We start from the raw sequence: 22,375 nt of genomic DNA on the forward strand, positions 1-22,375 counted from the left end.
AGTAGATTTCACGACGCCTCTTTTCAACCAGGAGATTAAACGGCATGTTCTTTATACCGTTTGATCTCCTGCTTTTTTACATATTTCTCCGATACTGTCCCCCAACTTCATATAAAGCCTTTGTGATTTGCCCCAGACTCGCCGATTTGACAGTCTCCATTAATTCAGCAAAAATGTTGCCATTGTTCCGGGCCGTCTCCTTCAACCTTTTTAGAGCAACCTCTGCTTCCTTCTCATGATTCTTCTGAAAAAGCTGAAGCTGCTGAATTTGATATTCCTTTTCTTCCCTTGAAGCTCGTGCCAGCTGCATTTCATTAACCGTCTCTTCAGATGGAGAATTAGGATTCAAGTATGTGTTGACCCCAATAATCGGTAGCTCACCCATATGCTTTTTCATCTCATATAACATGGACTCATCCTGGATTTTCCCCCGCTGATACTGCATCTCCATCGCCCCAAGCACACCGCCTCGCTGGCTGAGACGTTCAAATTCCTGTAACACCGCCTCTTCTACCAAATCCGTTAGTTCCTCAACAATAAAAGAGCCTTGAAGCGGATTTTCGTTTTTCGTTAAACCATGTTCCTTTGTGATAATCATTTGAATGGCCATCGCACGGCGAACCGATTCTTCCGTTGGTGTGGTGATGGCCTCGTCATAAGCATTTGTGTGAAGAGAATTACAATTGTCATGTAGTGCCATCAATGCTTGTAATGTCGTACGAATGTCATTGAAATCCACTTCCTGGGCATGAAGGGATCTTCCGGATGTTTGCACATGATACTTCAATTTTTGGCTCCGTTCATTTGCTCCATACTTTTCTTTCATAACAATCGCCCATATCCGCCTTGCCACACGCCCAATCACGGTATATTCAGCGTCTAAGCCATTGCTGAAAAAGAATGATAAGTTAGGGGCAAAATCATCAATTTTCATTCCTCTGCTTAAATAGTACTCCACATACGTAAACCCATTTGCCAGCGTAAAGGCAAGCTGTGAAATGGGATTCGCCCCCGCTTCAGCAATATGATAACCCGAGATAGAGACGGAATAGTAATTTCGTATATCATTTTCGATGAAATACTGTTGAATATCTCCCATCATTTTTAACGCAAACTCCGTCGAAAAGATGCAAGTGTTTTGTCCTTGGTCTTCTTTTAAAATATCCGCTTGCACCGTTCCTCTTACGGTTCTTAACGTCGCTGCTTTGACTTTTTCATATTCCTCCCCTGTCAGTCCTCGTCCCAGCCGCTGCATTTCTTTTTCAACCTGCTGGCCGATGGCCGTGTTCATGAACATCGCTAAAATAATAGGAGCGGGCCCGTTTATGGTCATGGAAACCGATGTGGAAGGGTGACATAAATCAAAACCTGCGTAAAGTTTTTTCATATCATCGAGAGTACATACACTGACACCGCTCTCTCCAATTTTCCCGAAAATATCAGGTCGATAATCGGGATCCTCTCCATATAAGGTGACGGAATCAAACGCTGTGCTGAGACGCTTTGCTTCATCTTCTTTACATAAGTAGTGAAACCTTCGATTCGTTCTCTCGGGTGTCCCCTCTCCTGCAAACTGCCGCTTCGGATCTTCCCCTTCGCGTTTAAATGGAAATACTCCAGCTGTATAAGGAAAAGATCCAGGCACATTTTCCTTATAAATCCAACGAAGAATTTCACCATAATCCCGAAAAGACGGCAGCGTGATTTTAGGAATAGAAAGTCCCGATAAAGTTACCGTTTTTAACTTCGTCGTGATTTCTTTTCCTCTGATATTGGTAACAAGCTGATCATCTTTATACATTTTCTTCATTTGAGGCCATGTGTGTAAATGCCGGGCCGACTGACTGCTCAATTGCTTCTGAAAATTTTCCGCAGCTTGTTCCAACGCTAAAAGAGTTGTTTCCTCACTCTGAATCTGCTGAAGGGCATGAAGCGCTCCTTCCACTTGATAAAAGCGGCGGGCAATTTCCACCTGTTCTTCCGCTTGGCGATGATACGCACGCACAGTATCGGCAATTTCCTTTAAATACGTTTCCCGCTCAGGAGGAATAATCACATGCTGTGGAACGACTTTTTCTATCACTTGTAAATGGGTCTCCCAATTGATCTTCAGCTTCTGCCTTATGAATTCTATTAACTTCACAAAAAAGGTATTGGTTCCCGGATCATTAAACTGGCTTGCGATTGTTCCGTAAACCGGCATTGTTTCCAAGTCTTGATCAAACAGCATATGGTTTCGTTGATACTGTCGTTCAACTTGACGTTTGGCATCTTCTGACCCTTTTTTCTCAAATTTATTTATGACGACGAAATCCGCATAATCCATCATCTCAATTTTCTCGAGCTGAGACGGTGCACCAAACTCGCTCGTCATGACATAAATAGCCACATCACAAATATCCTTAATTTGAGCATCCGCCTGGCCAATTCCACTTGTTTCTACAATGATTAGATCAAACCCGGCTGCTTTAACAATGGCAATGGCATCTTTAATAGCTGATGATAACTCGGATCCCGATTTCCGGGTCGCCAAACTGCGCATATACACTCTCGGCGAGGACACAGCATTCATCCGGATTCGGTCCCCTAACAACGCCCCTCCGGTCTTTTGCTTCGTCGGATCAATCGATAAAACCGCGATAGAAAGCTGAGGAATTTCATTCAAGAATCGGCGCAGCAATTCATCCGTCAACGAACTTTTTCCGGCTCCACCCGTTCCTGTGATTCCCAGAATTGGCGTTATCAATGTCGATGATGCTGCCTTTCCTTTTATTTCTTCCAATGTTACCGCATGCTCCCGACTTCCGCAGGTGCCATTTTCAACAAGACTGATTAGTTTGGCGATCAATTGATGATTGGAGGAATTGAATAAGTTCCCTTTATCCTCCATTTCCCCGGTTGTTACAAAATCGCACTCTTGCAACATGACGTTGATCATTCCTTGGAGTCCAAGCTTCCGCCCATCTTCAGGAGAGAAAATACGGGCAATTCCATATTCATGAAGTTCTTCAATTTCTTTAGGAATAATGACGCCCCCGCCTCCACCGTATATGCGAATATGGGAAGCCCCTCTTTCATTCAACAAATCATACATATACTTAAAATAATCAATATGTCCGCCTTGATAAGAAGAGATGGCAATCCCTTGTACATCCTCCTGCATGGCAGCGCTTACAATCTCTTCAACAGAACGATTGTGACCCAAATGGATCACTTCCGCTCCGCTTGCCTGTAAAATACGACGCATAATATTAATAGAGGCATCATGTCCATCAAATAAACTTGAGGCCGTGACAAATCGAACATGGTTTTTTAACGAATAACGTTCCATTTGTATCCTCCCTGGTTTACTTATTTTCGCTCGCTAAATTATATAGCAGAAATTTTATTTGCATGTCAGTATATGCTTCCAATGAATAACAACGATGCAATGCCCAGCGACGGAATGCCCACATTTGTCCTTGCACAAAAATATGATGGGACAGTAAATGTACTTCTTCAGGAGTTAAGTGAAATTGTCCGTTCTTCACACACCCTTCAATGACTCTTTCAAAGATGGACACAAGCTCCAGCTCTTTGTTCAATACGTAAGACAGCGCATCTTTCGGCAATGATTTAACCTCTTGATACATAACTAAAATCTCATCTTGCAGTTCATCGACTACTTTGAAAAAATTCCGAATGGTCCATTTGAGACTTTCAATGGTCGGGGGTTCTTGTTGAATAATTTCATCCAATCGATTGCTTACTTGATCATAAATGCTATCGCAAACGAGATAGAGTACATCTTCTTTTGTTTGAATATATTCATATAATGTTCCAATGCTAAAGCCGGATGCTTTGGCTATTTCCCGTGTTGTTGTCCTATGAAACCCCTTCTTCTTAAAAAGACTGACGGCACCCTTTACCATCTGATCCCGGCGCTTTTCAATCAGCCTTTCATCCTTGACAGAAGCAGGTACTTGGTGCTTTCTTGTCATTTCCCTCACCCTATCACTTATTTCGTTACATATCTCGAAATAACTAAACGTTGAATTTCTTGAGTTCCTTCATATATTTGGGTAATTTTCGCATCACGCATGAAACGCTCAACAGGATAGTCCTTCGTATATCCGTATCCCCCAAAAATTTGGACAGCCTCCGTTGTAACCTTCATGGCAGTATCCCCTGCAAACAACTTGGACATAGCGGATTCTTTTCCATACGGTAATCCTTGTGATTCCAGCCATGCTGCTTGATAAGTTAAAAGGCGTGCCGCTTCAATGCTTGTGGCCATATCGGCCAGCTTAAATGCAATTCCTTGCTGGGCTGTTAACGGTTTGCCGAATTGATGGCGTTCCTTTGCATAGGCAGCTGCCGCATCCAGCGCGCCTTGAGCGATGCCAACCGCTTGAGCCGCGATGCCATTGCGTCCTCCATCCAATGTCATCATGGCAATCTTAAAGCCTTCTCCTTCATTCCCCAGTAAATTTTCCTTCGGTACACGACAATCTTCAAAGATGATTTCTGTGGTAGGAGATGACCGAATACCTAACTTGCTCTCTTTTTTCCCCACCGAAAAGCCTTTCATATCTTTTTCGATAATAAAGGCACTTGTTCCTCTTTGTTTTTGATCAGGATCCGTTAAAGCAAAAACAATATAATAATCGGCAATTCCTCCATTGGTGATAAAGATTTTCGAACCGTTTAAAATATAATCACCGCCGTCTTTTTTGGCTGTTGTCCGCATTCCCCCTGCATCTGACCCGGAACCCGGTTCTGTTAAACCGTAAGCTCCAATGCTTTTTCCTTCTGCCATTGGTTTTAAATATTTTTGTTTTTGTTCTTCTGTGCCAAATTTATAAATTGGCCAGCCGGCTAACGATGTATGGGCAGATAAGGTCACACCCGTTGAAGCACACACTCTTGATAACTCTTCTACCGCGATACAGTAAGCCAAGTAATCGCTGCCTGTTCCGCCGCATTCTTCAGGCCAGGGGATTCCTGTCAAACCGAGAGTTGCCATTTTATCAAAAATCACACGGTCGAATCGTTCTTCTTCATCACGTTCAGCGGCTGTGGGAGCCACTTCATTTTCGGCAAAGTCCCGCACCATTGTTCGGATCATTTCATGCTCTTCGGATAATTTGAAATACATGTTCTCCATCCCCTTTTTAACTAGGTTTTCAAAAAGAATTCTCCCACTTCAAACAACCTGCCAGAGTGTTAAGTGGTGTGTAGTTCACAGGTGCTTACTAATGACAATTCGTTGAATCTCACTTGTTCCTTCGTATATCTCACATACTTTTGCATCCCGGAAATAACGCTCTGCGGCGTAATCTTTTGTATAACCGTAACCACCCAGCACTTGAATCGCCTCGGTCGCCACATTCATGGCTGTGCTCGAAGCAAACAGCTTTGCCATGGATGCTTCTTTGCTGCAAGAACTGTTTCGGGAACGCAAATAGGCTGCTTGATAGGTTAATAGCTTAGCTGCCTCCACATTAGTAGCCATATCAGCCAGTTTGAAGGCGATACCTTGCTGGGCCGCAATGGGTTTACCGAATTGAATTCTCGTTTTGGCATAAGAAACCGCCTCTTCTAAGGCTGCTTCCGCAATGCCAAGCGACTGGGCTGCAATGCCGATGCGACCGGCAGACAAATTAGCCATCGCAATATTGAATCCTTCCCCTTCAGATCCAAGAAGGTTTTCGGCCGGAACCAGGCAGTCTTCTAAACTTATTTGAGTTGTCCGTGATCCATAAAGCCCCATTTTATGTTCATCTTTACCAATTATGAAACCGGGGGTTCCTTTTTCCACAATGAAAGCCGAAATCCCTTTTCGTCCTTCCATCAGATTCGTTGAGGCAAAGACAATGTACGTATCAGCTTCCCCTCCGTTTGTAATGAATACCTTTGAACCGTTCAGCATATAATGATTTCCTTTACGTTCCGCTCTTGTTTTTAAGCTCGCTGCATCCGACCCGGCATTCGGCTCCGTTAAACAAAAAGCACCTAAATAACGCCCTGATGCAAGCTTTGGAATGTATTCGCGTTTTTGTTCCTCCGTCCCGAAATATAAAATCGGATTAGTCCCGACCGACGTATGAACAGATAAAATGACCCCTACGGTGGCGCTTACCTTTGAAATTTCATGAATGGCTATAATATAAGAAATAAAGTCTAAACCCGATCCGCCGTATTCTTCAGAAATAGGGATTCCCATCAAGCCCAGCTCTCCCATTTTTCTTAAAATATCACGTGGAAACTCTCCTTTTTCCATCCGTTCCACAAAAGGAGAAATTTCCTTTTTGGCAAATTCCCGCACCATCTTTTGAAGCATTTGCTGTTCTTGTGTAAAGGAAATGGTCATGGTGAAGCCCCCTTATTGGTATTCGTAAAAGCCGCGGCCCGTTTTCTTTCCAAGCCAGCCTGCTTTAACATACTTGCGCAGAAGCGGACACGGACGATACTTGTCATCTCCCAGCCCTTCATGGAGCGTCTCCATAATATAAAGGCACGTATCCAGTCCGATGAAATCCGCAAGCGTAAGGGGGCCCATCGGGTGATTCATTCCAAGCTTCATCACTTCATCGATTGCTTCCTTTGTTGCCACTCCTTCATAAAGAGTGTAAACGGCTTCATTAATCATCGGCATTAAAATTCGGTTGGATACAAACCCCGGAAAATCATTCACTTCAACGGGCACTTTATTTAACTTTTCTGTGATATGATGAATCGTTTGATACACTTCATCGGCTGTAGCTAACCCCCGGATGATTTCAACAAGCCTCATGACTGGAACCGGATTCATGAAATGCATCCCAATGACTTTTTCCGGACGGTTAGTTTCTGCTGCGATTTCTGTAATTGGCAAAGATGAAGTATTCGTAGCAAGAATCGTCTGCGCGGGAGTAATTTCATCCAGTTGAACAAAAATTTTCTTCTTTACATCCATATTTTCCATTGCAGCTTCAATCACGAGGTCAGCCGCCCTTGCATGCTGCAAATCAACAGATGGTTTAATTCGATTTAATGTTTTCCGTACTTCTTCTTCCGTCATTTTTCCCTTTGTCACTTGGCGATGTAAATTTTTCTGAATGACGCCTATTCCCCGGCTCACGAATTCTTCTTTTAAATCATGCAATGCTACATCATATCCGGCCATCGCACACACTTGTGCGATACCAGAACCCATTTGACCTGCACCGATGACCATAATACGTTGAACTTCCATCCTTTACCCCCCTTTGTTTTAATGTACTTCCACCATAATGGCATCCCCTTGGCCGCCGCCGCTGCAAATAGAGGCTATCCCGATTCCTCCCCCACGACGTTTGAGCTCGTGAATCAGTGTCACAATGATGCGCGCACCGCTCGCTCCAATTGGATGGCCAAGAGCTACCGCTCCCCCGTTGACATTTATTTTTTCTTTATCAATATATGCAACCTTGCTGCTAATCAGCGCAACTGCCGCAAAAGCTTCATTGATCTCGAATAAATCAATTTCTTCTACTGTTTTCCCTGTTTTTTCCAGCAGTTCATTAATGACGAGGCCCGGTGTTTTGGGGAAGTCTTTTGGTTCAAGGGCAATGGAAGCATGCCCTAAAATAGTGGCTAACGGCTTGCGTCCCTCTTTCTTTGCCCGTTCCTCACTCATTAACACAAGTGCCGCTGCTCCATCGTTCACTCCCGGAGCATTGCCCGCCGTAATCGTTCCGGTTTGATCAAAGACCGGCTTTAAAGACGCCAGTTTCTCGATCGATGTATCTTTTCTTGGTGCTTCATCCTGGGAAATAATTAGCGGCTCTCCTTTACGCTGAGGTACTTCTACCGGTACCATTTCCTCCAGCCATTTTTGTTTTTCGAAAGCGTCAATGGCACGCAGGTGGCTCCTATAAGCCCAGGTATCCTGCTCTTCCCTGGAAATATTCATTTCGCTTGCAGCCTTACTTCCATATAATCCCATTTGCACGCCGGTAAAGCTGCAGGTGAGGCCATCATGAATCATTGAATCCTTCGCAAGCCCGTCTCCCATTTTCAGTCCCCAACGCGCTTTCGGAAGAAGATACGGTGCATTACTCATCGACTCCATTCCTCCAGCTGCAATGACCTCTTCATCACCCGCACGAATGATTTGGTCTGCCATTGTCACGCTTCGCAAACCTGACGCACATACTTTGTTAATCGTTTCTGTTTTGATGCTCCATGGTAAACCGGCATAATGGGCAGCCTGACGTGATGGAATTTGTCCCTGGCCGCCTTGCAGAACATTGCCTAAAATGACTTGATTGATATCATCAGGCTGAACATTCGCCCTTTGAATCGCTTCCTTGATGGCTATACCTCCAAGCTGGCTGGCTGATAAAGAGCTGAGAGCTCCTCCCAGTTTTCCAAATGGTGTTCGAACTCCGCTTAAAATGACTGTTTTTCCCATTAATAGTTTCCTCCCCTGTCGAACGAGCAGTCGCTCGGTCATTTAATATGTGGTTGTTCCATAATTCTCTAATCAATTACCAAAACTGATTTTTTATTGAAAGGCCCCGTCACATAATCCCTTGGTGTTACTGGGTTTTCATGACAGGACCTTCCAGGGGGGATGACCCAAAAAGTATGCTTTTTGAGCCATCCTTCATTCAGTGAAATACCGTTAACTTAAATCCACCACTTGTTCCTTTTTCTGCGGACCAAAAACCGCTTTTTCCAATAGTTCCGCTACATCATACGTGTGAACTGTTTCGTCCACTTCTTTCGCCTTCGTGCCGTCACTTAACATCGTTAAGCAATATGGACATCCCGAACTAATGACAGTTGGATTGACGGTTAATGCCTGCTCTGTCCTCGCTACGTTAATGCGGTTTCCTGTTGTTTCTTCCATCCACATCAAGCCGCCCCCTGCCCCGCAGCACATCCCCGTTTCACGGTTTCGTTCCATCTCGACAAGCTTGACTCCTGAAATGGAGGTTAAAATGTCGCGCGGCGGGTCATATACTTCGTTATAGCGGCCCAGATAGCAGGAATCATGGAAGGTGATCGTCTCGTCTACTTCATAGGCCGGCTTGAGTTTCCCTTCTTTCACAAGCTTCGCCAACAGCTCGGTATGGTGGTACACTTCCGCTGTTAGGCCAAAATCAGGATATTCATTTTTGAAAATGTTATAAGCATGGGGATCGATCGTGACAATTTTCGTTACCCCGTTTTTCTCAAACTCTTCAATGTTTTTGGCCGCCAGCTCCTGGAACAGGAACTCATTCCCTAAACGGCGCGGCGTATCCCCGGAGTTTTTCTCCTTGTTTCCTAAAATCGCAAATTCCACTCCCGCTTCATTTAATAACTTGGCGAATGACAGGGCAATTTTTTGGCTGCGGTTATCATAGGAACCCATAGAGCCGACCCAGAATAAGTATTCAAATTCTTTTCCCTGTTTACTGAGTTCTTTGACTGTTGGAACGGATACGTCTTCACGTGCTTCCCGCCAGCTTTCGCGTTCCTTCCGATTTAATCCCCACGGGTTTCCTTGACGCTCAATGTTCGTCATGGCGCGTTGGGCTTCCGCATCCATTTTCCCTTCCGTCAAGACAAGATAACGACGCAAATCAATAATTTTATCTACATGCTCGTTCATGACCGGACATTGGTCTTCACAGTTGCGGCATGTCGTACATGCCCAAATCTCTTCCTCGGTAATAACCTCTCCGATTAACGATGGGTTGTAGGCTGCCGCTGCAGCTGACTCTGTTGCACCTTTTCCTGCCGCCATCATGGCCAGCTGATTTCCTCTCGTATTGGCAAAAGCCGGAGCCGGCACCCACGGAGCTCTTGAAGTAATGGCCGCTCCCTTATCTGTTAAATGATCGCGGAGCTTCAAGATGAGGTCCATTGGAGAAAGAATTTTACCCGTACCTGTGGCCGGACACATATTCGTACATCGTCCGCATTCCACACAGGCATATAGATCGATGAGCTGGTGTTGGGTAAAGTCCTCAATCTTCCCGACACCAAACGTCTCTTGCGTCTCATCTTCAAAATCGATTTTTTCCAGTTTCCCCGGATTCGAGAGACGATTGAAAAAGACGTTAGCCGGTCCTGCGATTAAATGGGCATGTTTCGATTGCGGTACATAGACAAGGAAAGCTAGCAGGAACAACAAATGAATCCACCATGCGATATAGAAAAAGGCAATGGCAACAGCTTCGTTCAAACTGCCGAAAAGAAAAGCAATTGAAGAAGCAACCGGCTCGGAAGATGAAAGATCGTGGTGGTGCCAAATCATGGACATTCCGTTTCCGAATAAAACGGATAGCATCAATCCGCCGATAAAAAGTAAAACAAGACCTGATTTAAAGCCCCTTTTTAAGCGGACAAGCTTTTCGATATAGCGGCGATGAAAAGCCCAAACAACGGCAACTAAAATAAGAAGTGTGACGATTTCCTGGAAAAAGGTAAAAGCGGGGTAAAGCGGCCCTAATGGTAAGTGGTAGCCTGGTGCAAGTCCCTTTATAATAAAATCAATGGCACCCAGTTGAACAAGAATAAAACCGTAAAAAAACATGACATGGATAATTCCGCTCTTTTTGTCCTTCAACAATTTCTTCTGTCCGAATACATTCACCCATACCTTATCGAACCTCTCTTTAAATTTACGATCAAACTCGACTTTTTTCCCGAGTTTGATGTAAGCCATACGCGTCCGAATCAGATAGACAAACAACGAAATAGCGTAAGCGGTTACAATAATAAACAAAACAGCGTTTATCCAGAGCAAATTCTCCATCAATCCTTTTCTCTCCCTTCATCTCTTTCCGCCAATAAAAAATCCCTTATTAACTAATAATTTAAATTTTAAAAATTTTATGATTTATTTATATTTTAAATTATGAATGAGCGTTCAGTCAATGTTTTTCTGCTATAATAAGGAACCTCTCATAAGAGGGATTTTTCTGCCTCCATTGATGTTAATTGTGACACCTATCATACGGAGTAAAATCCCAAAATAATATCTTCACAACTAGGTGAAACTAAAATGAATAACGAACAGGAGGGGTTTTTGTGTCCGTTGCCGTTTTTCTTTTGTTTCTTTTCGCTCTCATCCTTTGGTTTTTCACTGATTATACGGTGGGCAAACATCTGCATCAAAAGCATTTGAAAGAGCGCATTTACCCTTTACGCCAAGGGCAACTGACTTTATTTTCGAATGGAAACACTTTATATAAGGATCTCTTTAATGAAATAAAACAGGCGACAAAGGAAATTCACATTTTATTTTACATCGTGAAACATGATCAAATAAGTGAAGAGTTTTTAGAGATATTAAGCCAAAAAGCAAAGGAAGGTGTCACTGTTCGTTTATTATTGGACTTGATCGGAAGCTTTCAATTACCCCGCAAAATGATTAAGCAGTTAAAGCAGAGCGGAGTTCAATTCGCCTATTGCAATAAACCAAAACTGCCTTTTTTATTTTTTACGTTAAACCGAAGAAACCATCGGAAAATTGCGATTATCGATGGGAAAACGGGTTATCTTGGCGGCTTTAATATCGGACAAGAATATCTGGGGCTAGATCCTAACCTTGGCAATTGGAAGGATTACCATCTCAAAATAAAAGGAGAAGGTCTCATTGACTTGCAGCAGCAGTTTCTAGTGGATTGGAGAGAAGCGACAAAAGATCATGTAGAAAATAAGATTAAGGGCCCTTTTCCTACTGGTGAAAAAACGGCATCTTTTCGCTTCATAGCAACAGAAGGACGTCAATTGGAAAAACAGTTTTTATTACTGATCCGGCAAGCCGAAAAAGAGATTTGGATTGGGACGCCTTATTTTATTCCGAGCAAGACGATTATGAACGCACTTTTACAGGCACTCTCTAAAGGAGTCAATGTCATTATTTTAGTGCCCATGAAAGCAGACCATCTTCTTGTGAAAGAGGCCGCCTTTTCCTACTTCCCTCCCCTCCTTCAAGCAGGGGCGCGCATTTTCCGTTACTATTATGGCTTTTATCATCCTAAAACGATTATTATCGACGAGAAGATTGGTGATGTCGGAACGGCTAACTTTGATAAAAGAAGCTTATTTTTGAATGAAGAAATCAATTGTTATATTTATGATCCGGCCTTTATTCAAGAACTACGGAAAAACTTCTGGAGGGACATTGAACAAGCAGAAGAACTTTTGTTAGAGGATCTTTTAGGCAGAACATTGCTTGATTACAGTAAACAGGGAGTGGCAAAACTTATCGATCAATTTTTATAAGGAGGCATTCGTATGAAGATTCGATTCGGTTACGTCTCACACGCTCTTTCTCTTTGGGAATGTTCGCCTGCCAAAACATTGACTTACACACGCTGGAAAGCGATGGATGAAGCTGAACGGATGGAAAAGCTAGTGGACGTCACAAAACAAAACCTGATCAATACACTTAGAGCTGTGCATTATAACATTGCCCAACAAATCCCGCTTTATCGATTTTCTTCTTCCATTGTTCCTCTTGCAACCCATCCGGAAGCAAAATGGGACTTTGTCTCTTTTTTCCAAGAGGAACTCCGGCAGATCGGGGATCTGGTGAAACAATCCGGTATGCGAGTGAGCTTTCATCCAAATCAATTTACTTTATTCACAAGCGACAAAGGCCATATTACAGAAAATGCGGTAACCGATATGGAGTACCATTACAGGGTGCTTGAAGTTATGGGAATAGCCGATAGCTCCCTCATCAATATCCACGTTGGGGGAGCTTATGGAAACAAGGAGAAAGCCGTCGAACGCTTTCATCACAATTTATTGAGTCTCCCTCCCCTCATTAAACAGCGTATGACGTTAGAAAATGATGATAAAACATATACAACGGCAGAGACACTTGCCATTTGTAAAAAAGAGTCCATTCCCCTCGTTTTCGATTATCATCATCACGAGGCCAATGTGAGCGATACAAGATTGGAGGAACTGCTCCCTCAAATTTTCCGTACATGGGATTCCATCCAGTTAAAGCCAAAAATCCATCTCTCCTCCCCTAAATCTGAAAAAGAGTTCAGGAGCCATGCCGATTATGTCAGCTTAGATTTCGTTCTTCCGTTTTTAAAGATGGCGCGGGAATTGAACGAGGATTTTGATGTCATGATTGAAGCTAAACAAAAAGACAAAGCCGCGCTGCAGCTGGTAGAAGATATCTCCAAAATCCGGGGAGTCAAAAGGACCGGCGGTGCAACGATTGTCTGGAAATAAAGAATCCGGCATAAAAGTTCTTCTAAAAAGAAGGATTTTAATGCCGGGCTCTATCTATTAAAGATATATTGGCCTATCGTTTTTGAAAATTTTGTTATCAATCCTCATTCTCCCTTTAATATCACCTTTCTTTATACTATTTATGGCTTTTCTGTTCTCTTCCCCTGAATAACCTCACAAAGGTTCTCTTATAAGCGATAGGGAAGAAACCCGCAGGGGAGCTTCCCTTCGCTTAGGCGTAATGAAAAGGACATGGGCGTTGGCCCATGTCCTTTTCATTATTACATCTTTTCTGGTGCTGAAACGCCGATTAAACGTAAAGCATTTTGCAGTGTTACTTGCACGGTCTTCACCAATGCAATCCGTGCCTTTGTTTTTTCCATGTTGTCGCTGTCCAATACCTTTTCAGCATTATAGAAACTATGGAATGTAGAAGCTAAATCATACACATAGTTTGTAATGCGGTGTGGAATCCGTTTTTGAGCTGCTTCCGCTACTGCTTCAGAGAATTCTCCCACTTTTTTCAGTAAGTCAAACTCTTTTTCAGCTTGAATATGCTCTAATGCAAAATTTCCATCGATCGCGATACCCATTTCGTCTCCTTGACGTAAAATGCTGCAAATACGTGCATGCGCGTATTGTGCATAATAAACTGGGTTTTCATTTGATTGAGATACAGCTAAATCCAAATCAAAATCCAAATGCGTGTCGCCGCTTCGCATTGCAAAGAAATAACGAGTTGCATCCAACCCTACTTCTTCAATAAGATCACGCATCGTAACAGCTTTACCTGTACGCTTGCTCATTTTCATTTTTTCACCGTTTTGGTAAAGTTGAACCATCTGGATGATTTCTACCTCTAATGTATCACGCTCATAGCCAAGAGCCTGAATGGCCGCTTTCATACGCGGAATATAGCCGTGATGGTCTGCACCCCAAATATTGATCAGTTTATCAAAACCGCGTTTAATTTTATCTTGGTGATAAGCAATATCCGGTGTCAAATAAGTGAAAGAACCATCTTGCTTAATGAGCACCCGGTCTTTATCATCGCCGAATGTCGTTGAGCGGAACCATGTCGCGCCTTCTTCTTCGTAAATGTGCCCATTTTCTTTTAAAGCAGCCAACGCTTCTTCAATTTTTCCATTTTGGTAAAGAGACGTTTCTGAATACCATACGTCGAATTTAACGCGAAACTCTTCTAAATCGCGTTGAAGCTTTGCCAACTCGTATTTCAAGCCGTAATCACGGAAAAGAGCCAGGCGTTCGTTCTCATCCATTTGAACATATTTATCGCCATGCTCTTCAGCCAGCTTTTTCCCAATTTGGATGATGTCTTCTCCATGATATCCGTCTGCCGGCATTTCTGTATCTTTTCCAAGTGCCTGCATATAGCGGGCTTCAACAGATAAAGCCAAGTTATTAATCTGATTTCCTGCATCATTAATATAATATTCACGTGATACATCATACCCTGCTTTGGCTAAAACATTACATAAGGAGTCCCCTACCGCTGCACCACGGGCATGCCCCAAGTGCAAATCTCCTGTCGGATTCGCTGATACAAACTCTACTTGAACCTTTTGACCTTGGCCAACGTTCGTCTCACCGTAAGCCTCTCCGGCTTTTAAAACAGTTGGAATTAAATCTGTTAAATAAGAATTATTCATATAAAAGTTAATGAAGCCTGGCCCTGCAATTTCTACTTTCTCAATAGAGGCTTTCGTTTTATCGAAATTGGCTACCAGTTCTTCCGCAATCATACGCGGGGCTTTTTTTGCCACACGTGCCAGCTGCATGGCCATGTTTGTAGAATAATCACCGTGTGCTTTATCCTTTGGCAATTCCAATAGCACAGCAGGAATTTGTTCTTCTCCTGCTAAACCCGCTTTTAGCACGGCTTGTTTGACTTCTTCTTTTAAACGCTCCTTCACTTGTTCGACGATGTTCATGATATGAGTTCCTCCTTAAAACTAATCGTTAAGGCATATTTGCCTGCTTGTTCACCTTGTAAGTGTAAATCATATGTAACGAAGAGAGTTCCTTTTGTTCGTGATTGTTTATATTCAAAGTTATGGGTAAACGTCTCCATATGTAAAGGTCCGTACGGGCTTGTGTAGTTAGTGAAAGTTCGTTCTTTTTTGCGGAACTGCTGCTTCATTTTGACAGCTCCCGATCTTGTCACCATAACTTCCTCTGTCCCAATCTTCACAATGGTCTGAATATCCCCCATCTCTTGCTGTTCCTTATACGTAACATACACCGCATTCTCTTTTTCATAGTACATGCCCTTTGCTTCAAAAGAGTTCGTTTCTTTCCGATGTCCGTCGCGGATATCTGTTACAACCTTGACATGAATGGGTTTCCCCGTTGATGAAGTTATACTCACGAAATTGACACTTCCTCACCATTTTATCATCTCTTTAACTTCAATAGTATAATGATTCTTATCCGATAAAACAAGGGGGGCTTTTAGGAGCCCCCCTTGTTTTATCGGACTTCCTTCATCAGTCCTGATGAAGGAAGAAAGCGATTTTCTTACCTTAACAAGCAGTAAAACCTTACTTTAAAACATAGAGAGACCGAGAAAGTTTAAGTAATGAATAACTGCTTGTAAAAGCCTGATAAGATTAATAAACCATCAACACAAAATGGAATGAATACCCATAAGTGAAGGTTTTCTTTATTTAACCCAGCCTAAAATCATTTCGCGGATTAGTTTACTTGCCGTGTTGGCTGTTTGTTCAGAATTATCATAAATAGGAGCCACTTCTACTAAATCTCCGCCCACCACATTGACATCAGAGTTGGCAATGGCATGAATGGATGCAAGAAGCTCCTTCGATGTGATCCCGCCTGCATCGACTGTGCCTGTACCCGGTGCATGGGCAGGATCCAATACATCAATGTCAATCGTCACATACACAGGGCGTCCTGCTAATTTCGGCAGCACTTCTTTCAATGGTTCTAACACTTCAAATTTGGAGATGTGCATCCCCACTTCTTTTGCCCATTGGAATTCTTCCTTCATACCAGAACGAATACCGAATGAAAATACATTTTGCGGACCGATTAAATCAGCCGCCTTACGGATTGGTGTTGAATGGGATAATGGCTCGCCTTCGTAATGTTCACGCAAATCGGTATGGGCATCCATATGAATGATGGCCAAATCCGGATATTTTTTGTACATCGCTTTAAAAACAGGCCATGATACTAAATGTTCGCCGCCCATTCCTAAAGGAAACTTGCCAGCCTCTAATAACTGACCAACAAAATCTTCAATCATATCTAAACTTTTTTGCGGATTTCCAAACGGAAGCGGAATATCACCAGCATCAAAATACTTCACATCTTCCAGCTCACGGTCTAAATAAGGGCTGTATTCCTCTAAGCCGATTGATACTTCGCGAATACGAGTCGGGCCGAAACGAGAGCCTGGTCGATAGCTGACCGTCCAGTCCATTGGCATTCCATAAAGGACCGCTTTGCTTTCCTCAAAATTAGAATGGCTTTTAATAAAGACGTTACCTGAATAAGCCTCGTCAAAACGCATGCTCGTTTCCTCCTTATTTCACTAAATCAGCTACGAATTTCGGCAAAGCAAATGCCGCTTTGTGAAGCTCTTTTGTATAGTATTTTGTATCGATATCATGGAAACGTTCTTCGCTTACTTCAAGCGGATCATATTTTTTCGAACCGATTGTAAACGTCCACATGCCGCTTGGATATGTTGGGATGTTCGCAATGTAAAGACGCGTAATCGGGAAAATTTCCTTTACATCTCTTTGCACATTTGTAATTAATTCTGGAGTGAACCAAGGGTTGTCCGTTTGTGCAACGAAAATTCCGTCTTCTTTTAATGCTTTAGAAATACCCGCATAGAATCCTTTCGTAAATAAGTTGACAGCCGGCCCTACAGGCTCAGTAGAGTCAACCATGATGACATCATACTCATTTTCGCTTTCGGCGATATGCATGAAGCCGTCGCCCACTTTCACTTCTACACGTGCATCTTCTAATTTGCCGGCGATTTCAGGCAAGTATTTTTTAGAATACTCGATTACTTTTCCATCAATTTCAACAAGTGTCGCCTTTTTAACGCTTGGATGCTTTAATACTTCACGGATAACGCCGCCGTCGCCGCCGCCTACGACCAATACATTTTCAGGGTTCGGATGCGTAAAGAGCGGAACATGAGCAACCATTTCATGATATACCCACTCATCTTTTTGAGTGGTCATAACCATACCGTCCAAAATCAGCATGTTGCCAAACTCTTCTGTTTCTACCATATCCAATTTTTGAAATTCTGTTTGCTCTGTATGTAAAGTACGCTTGATTTTTGCTGTAATACCAAAATTTTCAGTTTGTTTTTCTGTGAACCATAGTTCCATGTGCGTTTCTTCCTTTCTTTATCTTAATTATTTATGAGACTCATGCATAGATTACCCTAACACAATTAATACAAACACGAAAAGTATAGAGTAATCTAGCAAAAATGTAAACATAAATCATTTGACAAGGGTAAAAAACACCTTGTCAAATGATTTACGTATAAGGTCCGGCAAGTTCCCTTGCGGGTTCTCGCCGGACCTTATACGAGGATCTTTATTAGCTTATTCAAGATGGAAGAACAGGGAGGCGTAAATAAGACAAAAAACGATTGTAATGTTAAAAATTCAAGTTAGATTTATATTAAAGTACGTTTAAAATCTTCCTTTCCCTTTAATACTGGTAATTAGAGGGAAGGAGATGATTTATTTGGAAGTTATATTAACAGAGAAGTTACGGAAAGCAAGAAAGTATATTCGCGCAGCTTTAATCATCGGTCTATTTCTATCAATCTTTCTTCTTTTAGTAACCATCGGTATTTTAACGTATGCAAAACTGCAAGGTCCTCCTCCTTTAGCTGTACCTCAATCTGCTGTTTTTTATGCGAACGATGGAACCGTCATCGACGAAATGCACCATGGTGAAAAACGATACTGGGTTTCGCTTGAGAATATATCCCCTGTTTTAATTCAAGCAACATTGTCCATTGAAGATAAGCGTTTTTATGAACATCATGGATTTGATGGAAAACGAATCATAGGGGCAGCCATTGCAGATTTAAAAGCTATGGCTAAAGTGCAAGGAGCAAGTACCATTACGCAGCAGTATGCCCGAAATTTATTTTTAGAGCATGAAAAGACGTGGACACGGAAACTGCATGAAGCCTGGTACACCATTCGGCTCGAAATGAATTATGATAAAGAAAAAATACTGGAAGGCTATTTGAATACGATTTACTACGGACACGGCACTTATGGAATAGAAGCGGCGTCCAGGTACTACTTCGGTAAACATGCAAGCGAGCTAACCTTAAGCGAAGCTTCCTTGTTAGCTGGAATCCCCAAGTGGCCGAATCGTTATTCTCCTCACTCCAATATAGAAGCGGCAAAAGAACGGCAAAGTGTCCTTTTAACCTCTATGAAAACAGATGGAATGATCACACAAAAAGAAGCAGAAAAGGCTTATGCCGCACCGCTGTCTTTCCAAAAGCGCGTCACAAAAGAAAAAGATAAAGAAGTTTCTTACTTTTTTGATGCAGCGAAAGCAGAGTTAAAAAAAGAGCTGAATTTGACGGAAGAGCAAATCAAAACATCGGGTTTGCGGGTTTATACATCTCTCAATCCTAAGCTTCAAAAAATTGCAGAACAAACGATTCAAGATGTAATTAACCCTAAAACGGAGCTGCAAGCAGCCTTTGTCGCGATTAATCAAAAGAACGGGTTCGTCCAAGCACTAATTGGCGGGCGTGACTATGAAAAAAGTCCATTTAACCGGGCTACACAAGCCTTTCGCCAGCCGGGTTCAACGATAAAACCATTTTTATATTACGCGGCTCTTGAAAATGGCTTTACGGCATCTACACCGATGCGCAGCGAGCATACAACCTTCACTTTAGGCGACGGCGTCTCGACTTATACGCCAAGCAATTTTAATCATTACTATGCCAATGATTCTATTACCTTGCAGCAAGCCATTGCTCTTTCGGATAATGTCTACGCCGTTAAAACCCACTTGTTTCTCGGGCAGGGTAAACTAATTGAGACCTCTCAAAAGGTGGGCATTAGCAATCCATTGAAGAAAGTGCCATCCCTCGCTTTAGGGACATCTCCTGTTAAGTTAATCGAGATGACGAATGGTTACGGTATATTAGCCAACGGAGGATGGGAAGTGAAGCCTTCTTTTATTAAAAAAGTGGAAACATACGATGGAAAAATCATTTATGAGGCTTCTTCGGAACGAACAAGAGTTTTGGATAAAGAAACTTCTTTTTTGACCACTCACCTTATGACAGGCATGTTCGATTCCAGACTCAATGGCTATACGACCGTCACAGGTACGCCTATTGCCAAATACCTTTCCAGAACGTATGCTGGAAAATCTGGAACAACGAGTACCGACAGCTGGATGATCGGCTATTCACCTGAGCTTACAGCAGGTGTCTGGACAGGTTATGACAGGGACAAAACAATGGATATCGTCGAGGAAAGAGGCTATGCCAAAAAAATATGGGCACTTTTTATGAAAGAAGCATTAAAGGGAGAACCTCCGTCTACTTTTAAGCCTCCAAAAGGCGTAACCGGTGTATATGTCGACCCTCAAAACGGGAAATTAGCCACACCCAATTGCCCTGTTTCGAAACTTACCTATTATAAAAAGGGAACAGAACCCACCGAATATTGTGTAGACCATCTATTTCACGAAGAACAGAAGAAGAAAGAAGTTGTTGAAGAACAGAAAGAGCCGTCCTGGTATGATAAATTATTTAAATGGCTCCAATAGAAAAGTCCGGGAAATTTCCCGGACTTTTCTATGTCCTAGTTTTATAAAGCATCCATATTATCTTTAAGTTTAATAATTTTCTTACAAAACCTCAAGTCTGTCTCAAAAATGTCACATTTTAGACAAAATATCGTCACATTTATCATTTTAACAAAGGAAGCTCCCATTCATGGATGCTTTACTATCCATTAGAACTGGATAAACCCTGCTTCAGCTTCTCTTCTGAAAGATTCCACATTTCTTCATTGTGATTTTTTAAGAAATCACGCAACACTTGTTTCGATTTATCGTCCATAAAATCTACCATGATGTGGCGCTTCAACGATTTATCCATTTTATTTACATGTTCAGGCAATGATTTGTAGCCGCGTCTAATCTCGCGGTCCACCGTCATCTCACAAGCCGTCACTCCAGCATAATAGGAACCCGCTTCTTTACGGTCAATCGTCACCCATACCAGCCAATAGAGCTTTCCGTTTGGTACCTCTTCTTTATTAGGCAGAAATTTGATTCCCTTCTCCACCACACTACGGGCATGCATGGCTCCAATGTCAACGAAAGCCTCGCCTTCTTCAGGATCCACGAAAACAGGAGAAATGTTATTTAAGCTAAGTGCTCCTACACCGAATCCACCGTGTCCATCCGTAGAATCATTTTTAATAATATTAAATCCAATTTTTTTCTTTTTTTGTTCCTCCATTGATTTTGCCTCCTATTTGTCCAATTACAAAATAAGTACCGATAAAACGGCGTCAATAATCCCCATAAAGAAAGGGATACCTGTATTAAAAATGGGATGAATAATGTAGCGGTCTAAAGGAGTGATGACCATCACCAAAAAGATGAAGATGCCCCAAGATTCATACTCCGTCATTTTGGCTCGAATGTTCGGCGGTGCTAAATCTTCGATAATTCGATAGCCATCCAACGGTGGAAATGGCAGGAGATTAAATAAAAATAATAAAAGGTTCAGCGTGATGAACATATTAAAAAATTCGAACAAAAAGCCCCCGCCAATCCCCTGCATATTAAAACGCATTAAGAGATACCAAATCACTGCGCCGATAAAGCTGAGAGCAAAGTTGCTTAAAGGACCTGCAACGGAAACAAGGATGCCCGCCAAACGCGGGTTTTTAAAAAAGTACCGATTGACCGGAACGGGCCTCGCCCACCCAAATCCAGCAATAATGAGCAATAATGTACCGAAGGGATCTAAATGGGCAAGCGGCGAAAGTGTAAGCCGGCCCTGATTTTTGGCTGTTGGATCCCCAAACTTATACGCCACATAGGCATGAGCAAATTCATGAATCGTAAAAGCAATCACTAAGCTAATGACGACAAAAGGAATTTGTTCAATTGGAAATGCCAGAAAATTTTCCACACTCTATCTCCTCTATTTTGGTTTCAAATTTACCACAAGTATACTAAGGCTACCAAGAAAAGCGCAAGCGCCTTGGTCAAGGAAGGCCAACTAAGGCATGACCCACATCCTATGGACCCAAGGAAATAAGGGATCTTCCCATAAGGCGCTTTTTGCCTTATGAGGACAATCATCTTTTCCCGTGCTAAGCTAGGCACTGGAGCTGGACAATAAGAAAAGTGCAAGTAAGCATGCCGTCTAGGCGCGCCAAAAGAAAAAATTGTCGTATTCATTGAAGAGATGTCTAAAAATCATTATGCAATTGGTAGAAAACGCTTAAGCGACGAAGCATAAAACCATCCTCATTTTACCTTAAGGAAAGATATAATGCCTGTTCAAATCAGGATAAAACAAAAGCTCTTCCCTTATTAACGGGAAGGGCCTTTATTGCAGCTTGCTTCTTAGTTGTTCAATGTATTTATAAGCTTCTTCCACTTCTTCTTCCATGTAACGTTGCTTACTTTTTAGCGTAAATATTTTCTCCTTTACTTCCCGTTTTTCAAGATTTTCAAAATAAAGAACGGTTGACACCAGTTCCAAAAATCTCGAACTTTTCTCATTCATATCCTCCATGCAGTCTTGGAGGGCAGGAAAATCTAATTCGTAATGGCTGAGAAATTCTTTTCCTTCCGTTGTCAGCATGTAGCGATACTGGCTATAACCGCCCTTTTTCTCTTTTACTTCATTCAAAAATCCCAAATTGCACAACTCTTCAACCCTTAGAGTTAATTCTTCAGAATACGGACCATAAAAATGGAAATTATACCGTTCATAAAAAGGAAAATTCAGCTTCTTAGCGATAAAAATCATTTTTTGCAGTTTTTTTCTTCCTATAACTTCCCCCGCCGTCGCAAACACATGAACAATTTTAGCATGATCCTTTAACAAGGCCCCTTCAACTCCTAATACTAATAAAGTAAACGC

The 22,375-nt window shown here is 42.3% G+C and carries 17 protein-coding genes and 1 pseudogene; 4 read left to right on the forward strand and 14 right to left on the reverse strand.

From position 1 onward, the window contains the following. Positions 1 to 76 precede the first annotated feature (76 nt). From icmF to BK575_RS26175, 7 genes are all read right to left on the reverse strand, one after another. Complete coding sequence (icmF, locus tag BK575_RS26145) at positions 77 to 3,331, reverse strand: fused isobutyryl-CoA mutase/GTPase IcmF (protein ID WP_078414441.1); 3,255 nt, start codon at positions 3,329 to 3,331, stop codon at positions 77 to 79. Between the two features lie 16 nt (positions 3,332 to 3,347). Then, entirely contained in the window at positions 3,348 to 3,980 is a 633-nt protein-coding gene (locus BK575_RS26150) for a TetR/AcrR family transcriptional regulator (protein WP_078414442.1), read from the reverse strand. A 17-nt stretch (positions 3,981 to 3,997) separates the two neighbouring features. Beyond that, entirely contained in the window at positions 3,998 to 5,137 is a 1,140-nt protein-coding gene (locus tag BK575_RS26155) for an acyl-CoA dehydrogenase (protein ID WP_078414443.1), read from the reverse strand. Positions 5,138 to 5,221: 84 nt separating this feature from the next. Beyond that, complete coding sequence (locus BK575_RS26160) at positions 5,222 to 6,352, reverse strand: acyl-CoA dehydrogenase (protein ID WP_078414444.1); 1,131 nt, start codon at positions 6,350 to 6,352, stop codon at positions 5,222 to 5,224. A 12-nt stretch (positions 6,353 to 6,364) separates the two neighbouring features. Then, positions 6,365 to 7,216 (reverse strand): 3-hydroxybutyryl-CoA dehydrogenase, encoded by an 852-nt coding sequence (locus BK575_RS26165; RefSeq protein ID WP_078414445.1) that lies wholly within the window; start codon positions 7,214 to 7,216, stop codon positions 6,365 to 6,367. 18 nt (positions 7,217 to 7,234) lie between these two features. After that, the gene (locus BK575_RS26170; protein WP_078414446.1) at positions 7,235 to 8,416 is read right to left on the reverse strand and encodes an acetyl-CoA C-acetyltransferase; all 1,182 of its coding nucleotides are present in this window, start codon (positions 8,414 to 8,416) and stop codon (positions 7,235 to 7,237) included. 213 nt (positions 8,417 to 8,629) lie between these two features. After that, positions 8,630 to 10,753 (reverse strand): (Fe-S)-binding protein, encoded by a 2,124-nt coding sequence (locus BK575_RS26175; protein ID WP_078414447.1) that lies wholly within the window; start codon positions 10,751 to 10,753, stop codon positions 8,630 to 8,632. Positions 10,754 to 11,028: 275 nt separating this feature from the next. Here BK575_RS26175 and cls point away from each other — a divergent pair, with 275 nt between their 5' ends. Both cls and uvsE read left to right on the forward strand, forming a co-directional pair. After that, entirely contained in the window at positions 11,029 to 12,228 is a 1,200-nt protein-coding gene (gene cls / locus BK575_RS26180; protein ID WP_078414448.1) for a cardiolipin synthase, read from the forward strand. A 12-nt stretch (positions 12,229 to 12,240) separates the two neighbouring features. After that, positions 12,241 to 13,197: a UV DNA damage repair endonuclease UvsE gene (gene uvsE / locus BK575_RS26185; protein ID WP_078414449.1), complete on the forward strand. Its 957-nt coding sequence runs from the start codon at positions 12,241 to 12,243 to the stop codon at positions 13,195 to 13,197. 281 nt (positions 13,198 to 13,478) lie between these two features. Here the strand turns inward: uvsE and argS are convergent, their stop codons facing one another. From argS to speE, 4 genes are all read right to left on the reverse strand, one after another. Continuing rightward, positions 13,479 to 15,149, reverse strand: a complete 1,671-nt coding sequence (gene argS / locus BK575_RS26190) for an arginine--tRNA ligase (RefSeq protein WP_078414450.1) — start codon at positions 15,147 to 15,149, stop codon at positions 13,479 to 13,481. Continuing rightward, complete coding sequence (locus BK575_RS26195) at positions 15,146 to 15,586, reverse strand: YwiB family protein (RefSeq protein WP_235867445.1); 441 nt, start codon at positions 15,584 to 15,586, stop codon at positions 15,146 to 15,148. Before BK575_RS26195 ends, argS begins: the two co-directional genes overlap by 4 nt. Positions 15,587 to 15,880: 294 nt before the next feature. Then, the gene (gene speB, locus BK575_RS26200; RefSeq protein WP_078414451.1) at positions 15,881 to 16,753 is read right to left on the reverse strand and encodes an agmatinase; all 873 of its coding nucleotides are present in this window, start codon (positions 16,751 to 16,753) and stop codon (positions 15,881 to 15,883) included. A gap of 13 nt (positions 16,754 to 16,766) precedes the next feature. Beyond that, the gene (speE, locus tag BK575_RS26205; RefSeq protein WP_078414452.1) at positions 16,767 to 17,594 is read right to left on the reverse strand and encodes a spermidine synthase; all 828 of its coding nucleotides are present in this window, start codon (positions 17,592 to 17,594) and stop codon (positions 16,767 to 16,769) included. Positions 17,595 to 17,961: 367 nt separating this feature from the next. Between speE and BK575_RS26210 the strand changes: the two genes are divergently transcribed. Further along, positions 17,962 to 20,031 (forward strand): transglycosylase domain-containing protein, encoded by a 2,070-nt coding sequence (locus BK575_RS26210; protein WP_078414453.1) that lies wholly within the window; start codon positions 17,962 to 17,964, stop codon positions 20,029 to 20,031. A 181-nt stretch (positions 20,032 to 20,212) separates the two neighbouring features. Here BK575_RS26210 and BK575_RS26215 read toward each other — a convergent pair whose 3' ends face one another. Both BK575_RS26215 and BK575_RS26220 read right to left on the reverse strand, forming a co-directional pair. Then, a complete protein-coding gene (locus BK575_RS26215) occupies positions 20,213 to 20,731 on the reverse strand; it encodes a YwhD family protein (protein WP_078414454.1) in 519 nt (172 codons plus the stop codon). A gap of 24 nt (positions 20,732 to 20,755) precedes the next feature. Further along, a complete protein-coding gene (locus BK575_RS26220; RefSeq protein ID WP_078414455.1) occupies positions 20,756 to 21,412 on the reverse strand; it encodes a site-2 protease family protein in 657 nt (218 codons plus the stop codon). Positions 21,413 to 21,652: 240 nt separating this feature from the next. Between BK575_RS26220 and BK575_RS26225 the strand changes: the two are divergent. Continuing rightward, a pseudogene (locus BK575_RS26225) lies at positions 21,653 to 21,745 on the forward strand (tautomerase family protein); the annotation flags it as partial. Positions 21,746 to 21,835: 90 nt separating this feature from the next. Here BK575_RS26225 and BK575_RS26230 read toward each other — a convergent pair. Beyond that, complete coding sequence (locus tag BK575_RS26230) at positions 21,836 to 22,339, reverse strand: YwgA family protein (RefSeq protein ID WP_078414456.1); 504 nt, start codon at positions 22,337 to 22,339, stop codon at positions 21,836 to 21,838. Between the last annotated feature and the right edge of the window lie 36 nt (positions 22,340 to 22,375).

This window comes from Priestia abyssalis (genome assembly GCF_002019595.1).
GTDB classification, from domain to species: Bacteria; Bacillota; Bacilli; order Bacillales; family Bacillaceae_H; genus Bacillus_BA; species Bacillus_BA abyssalis.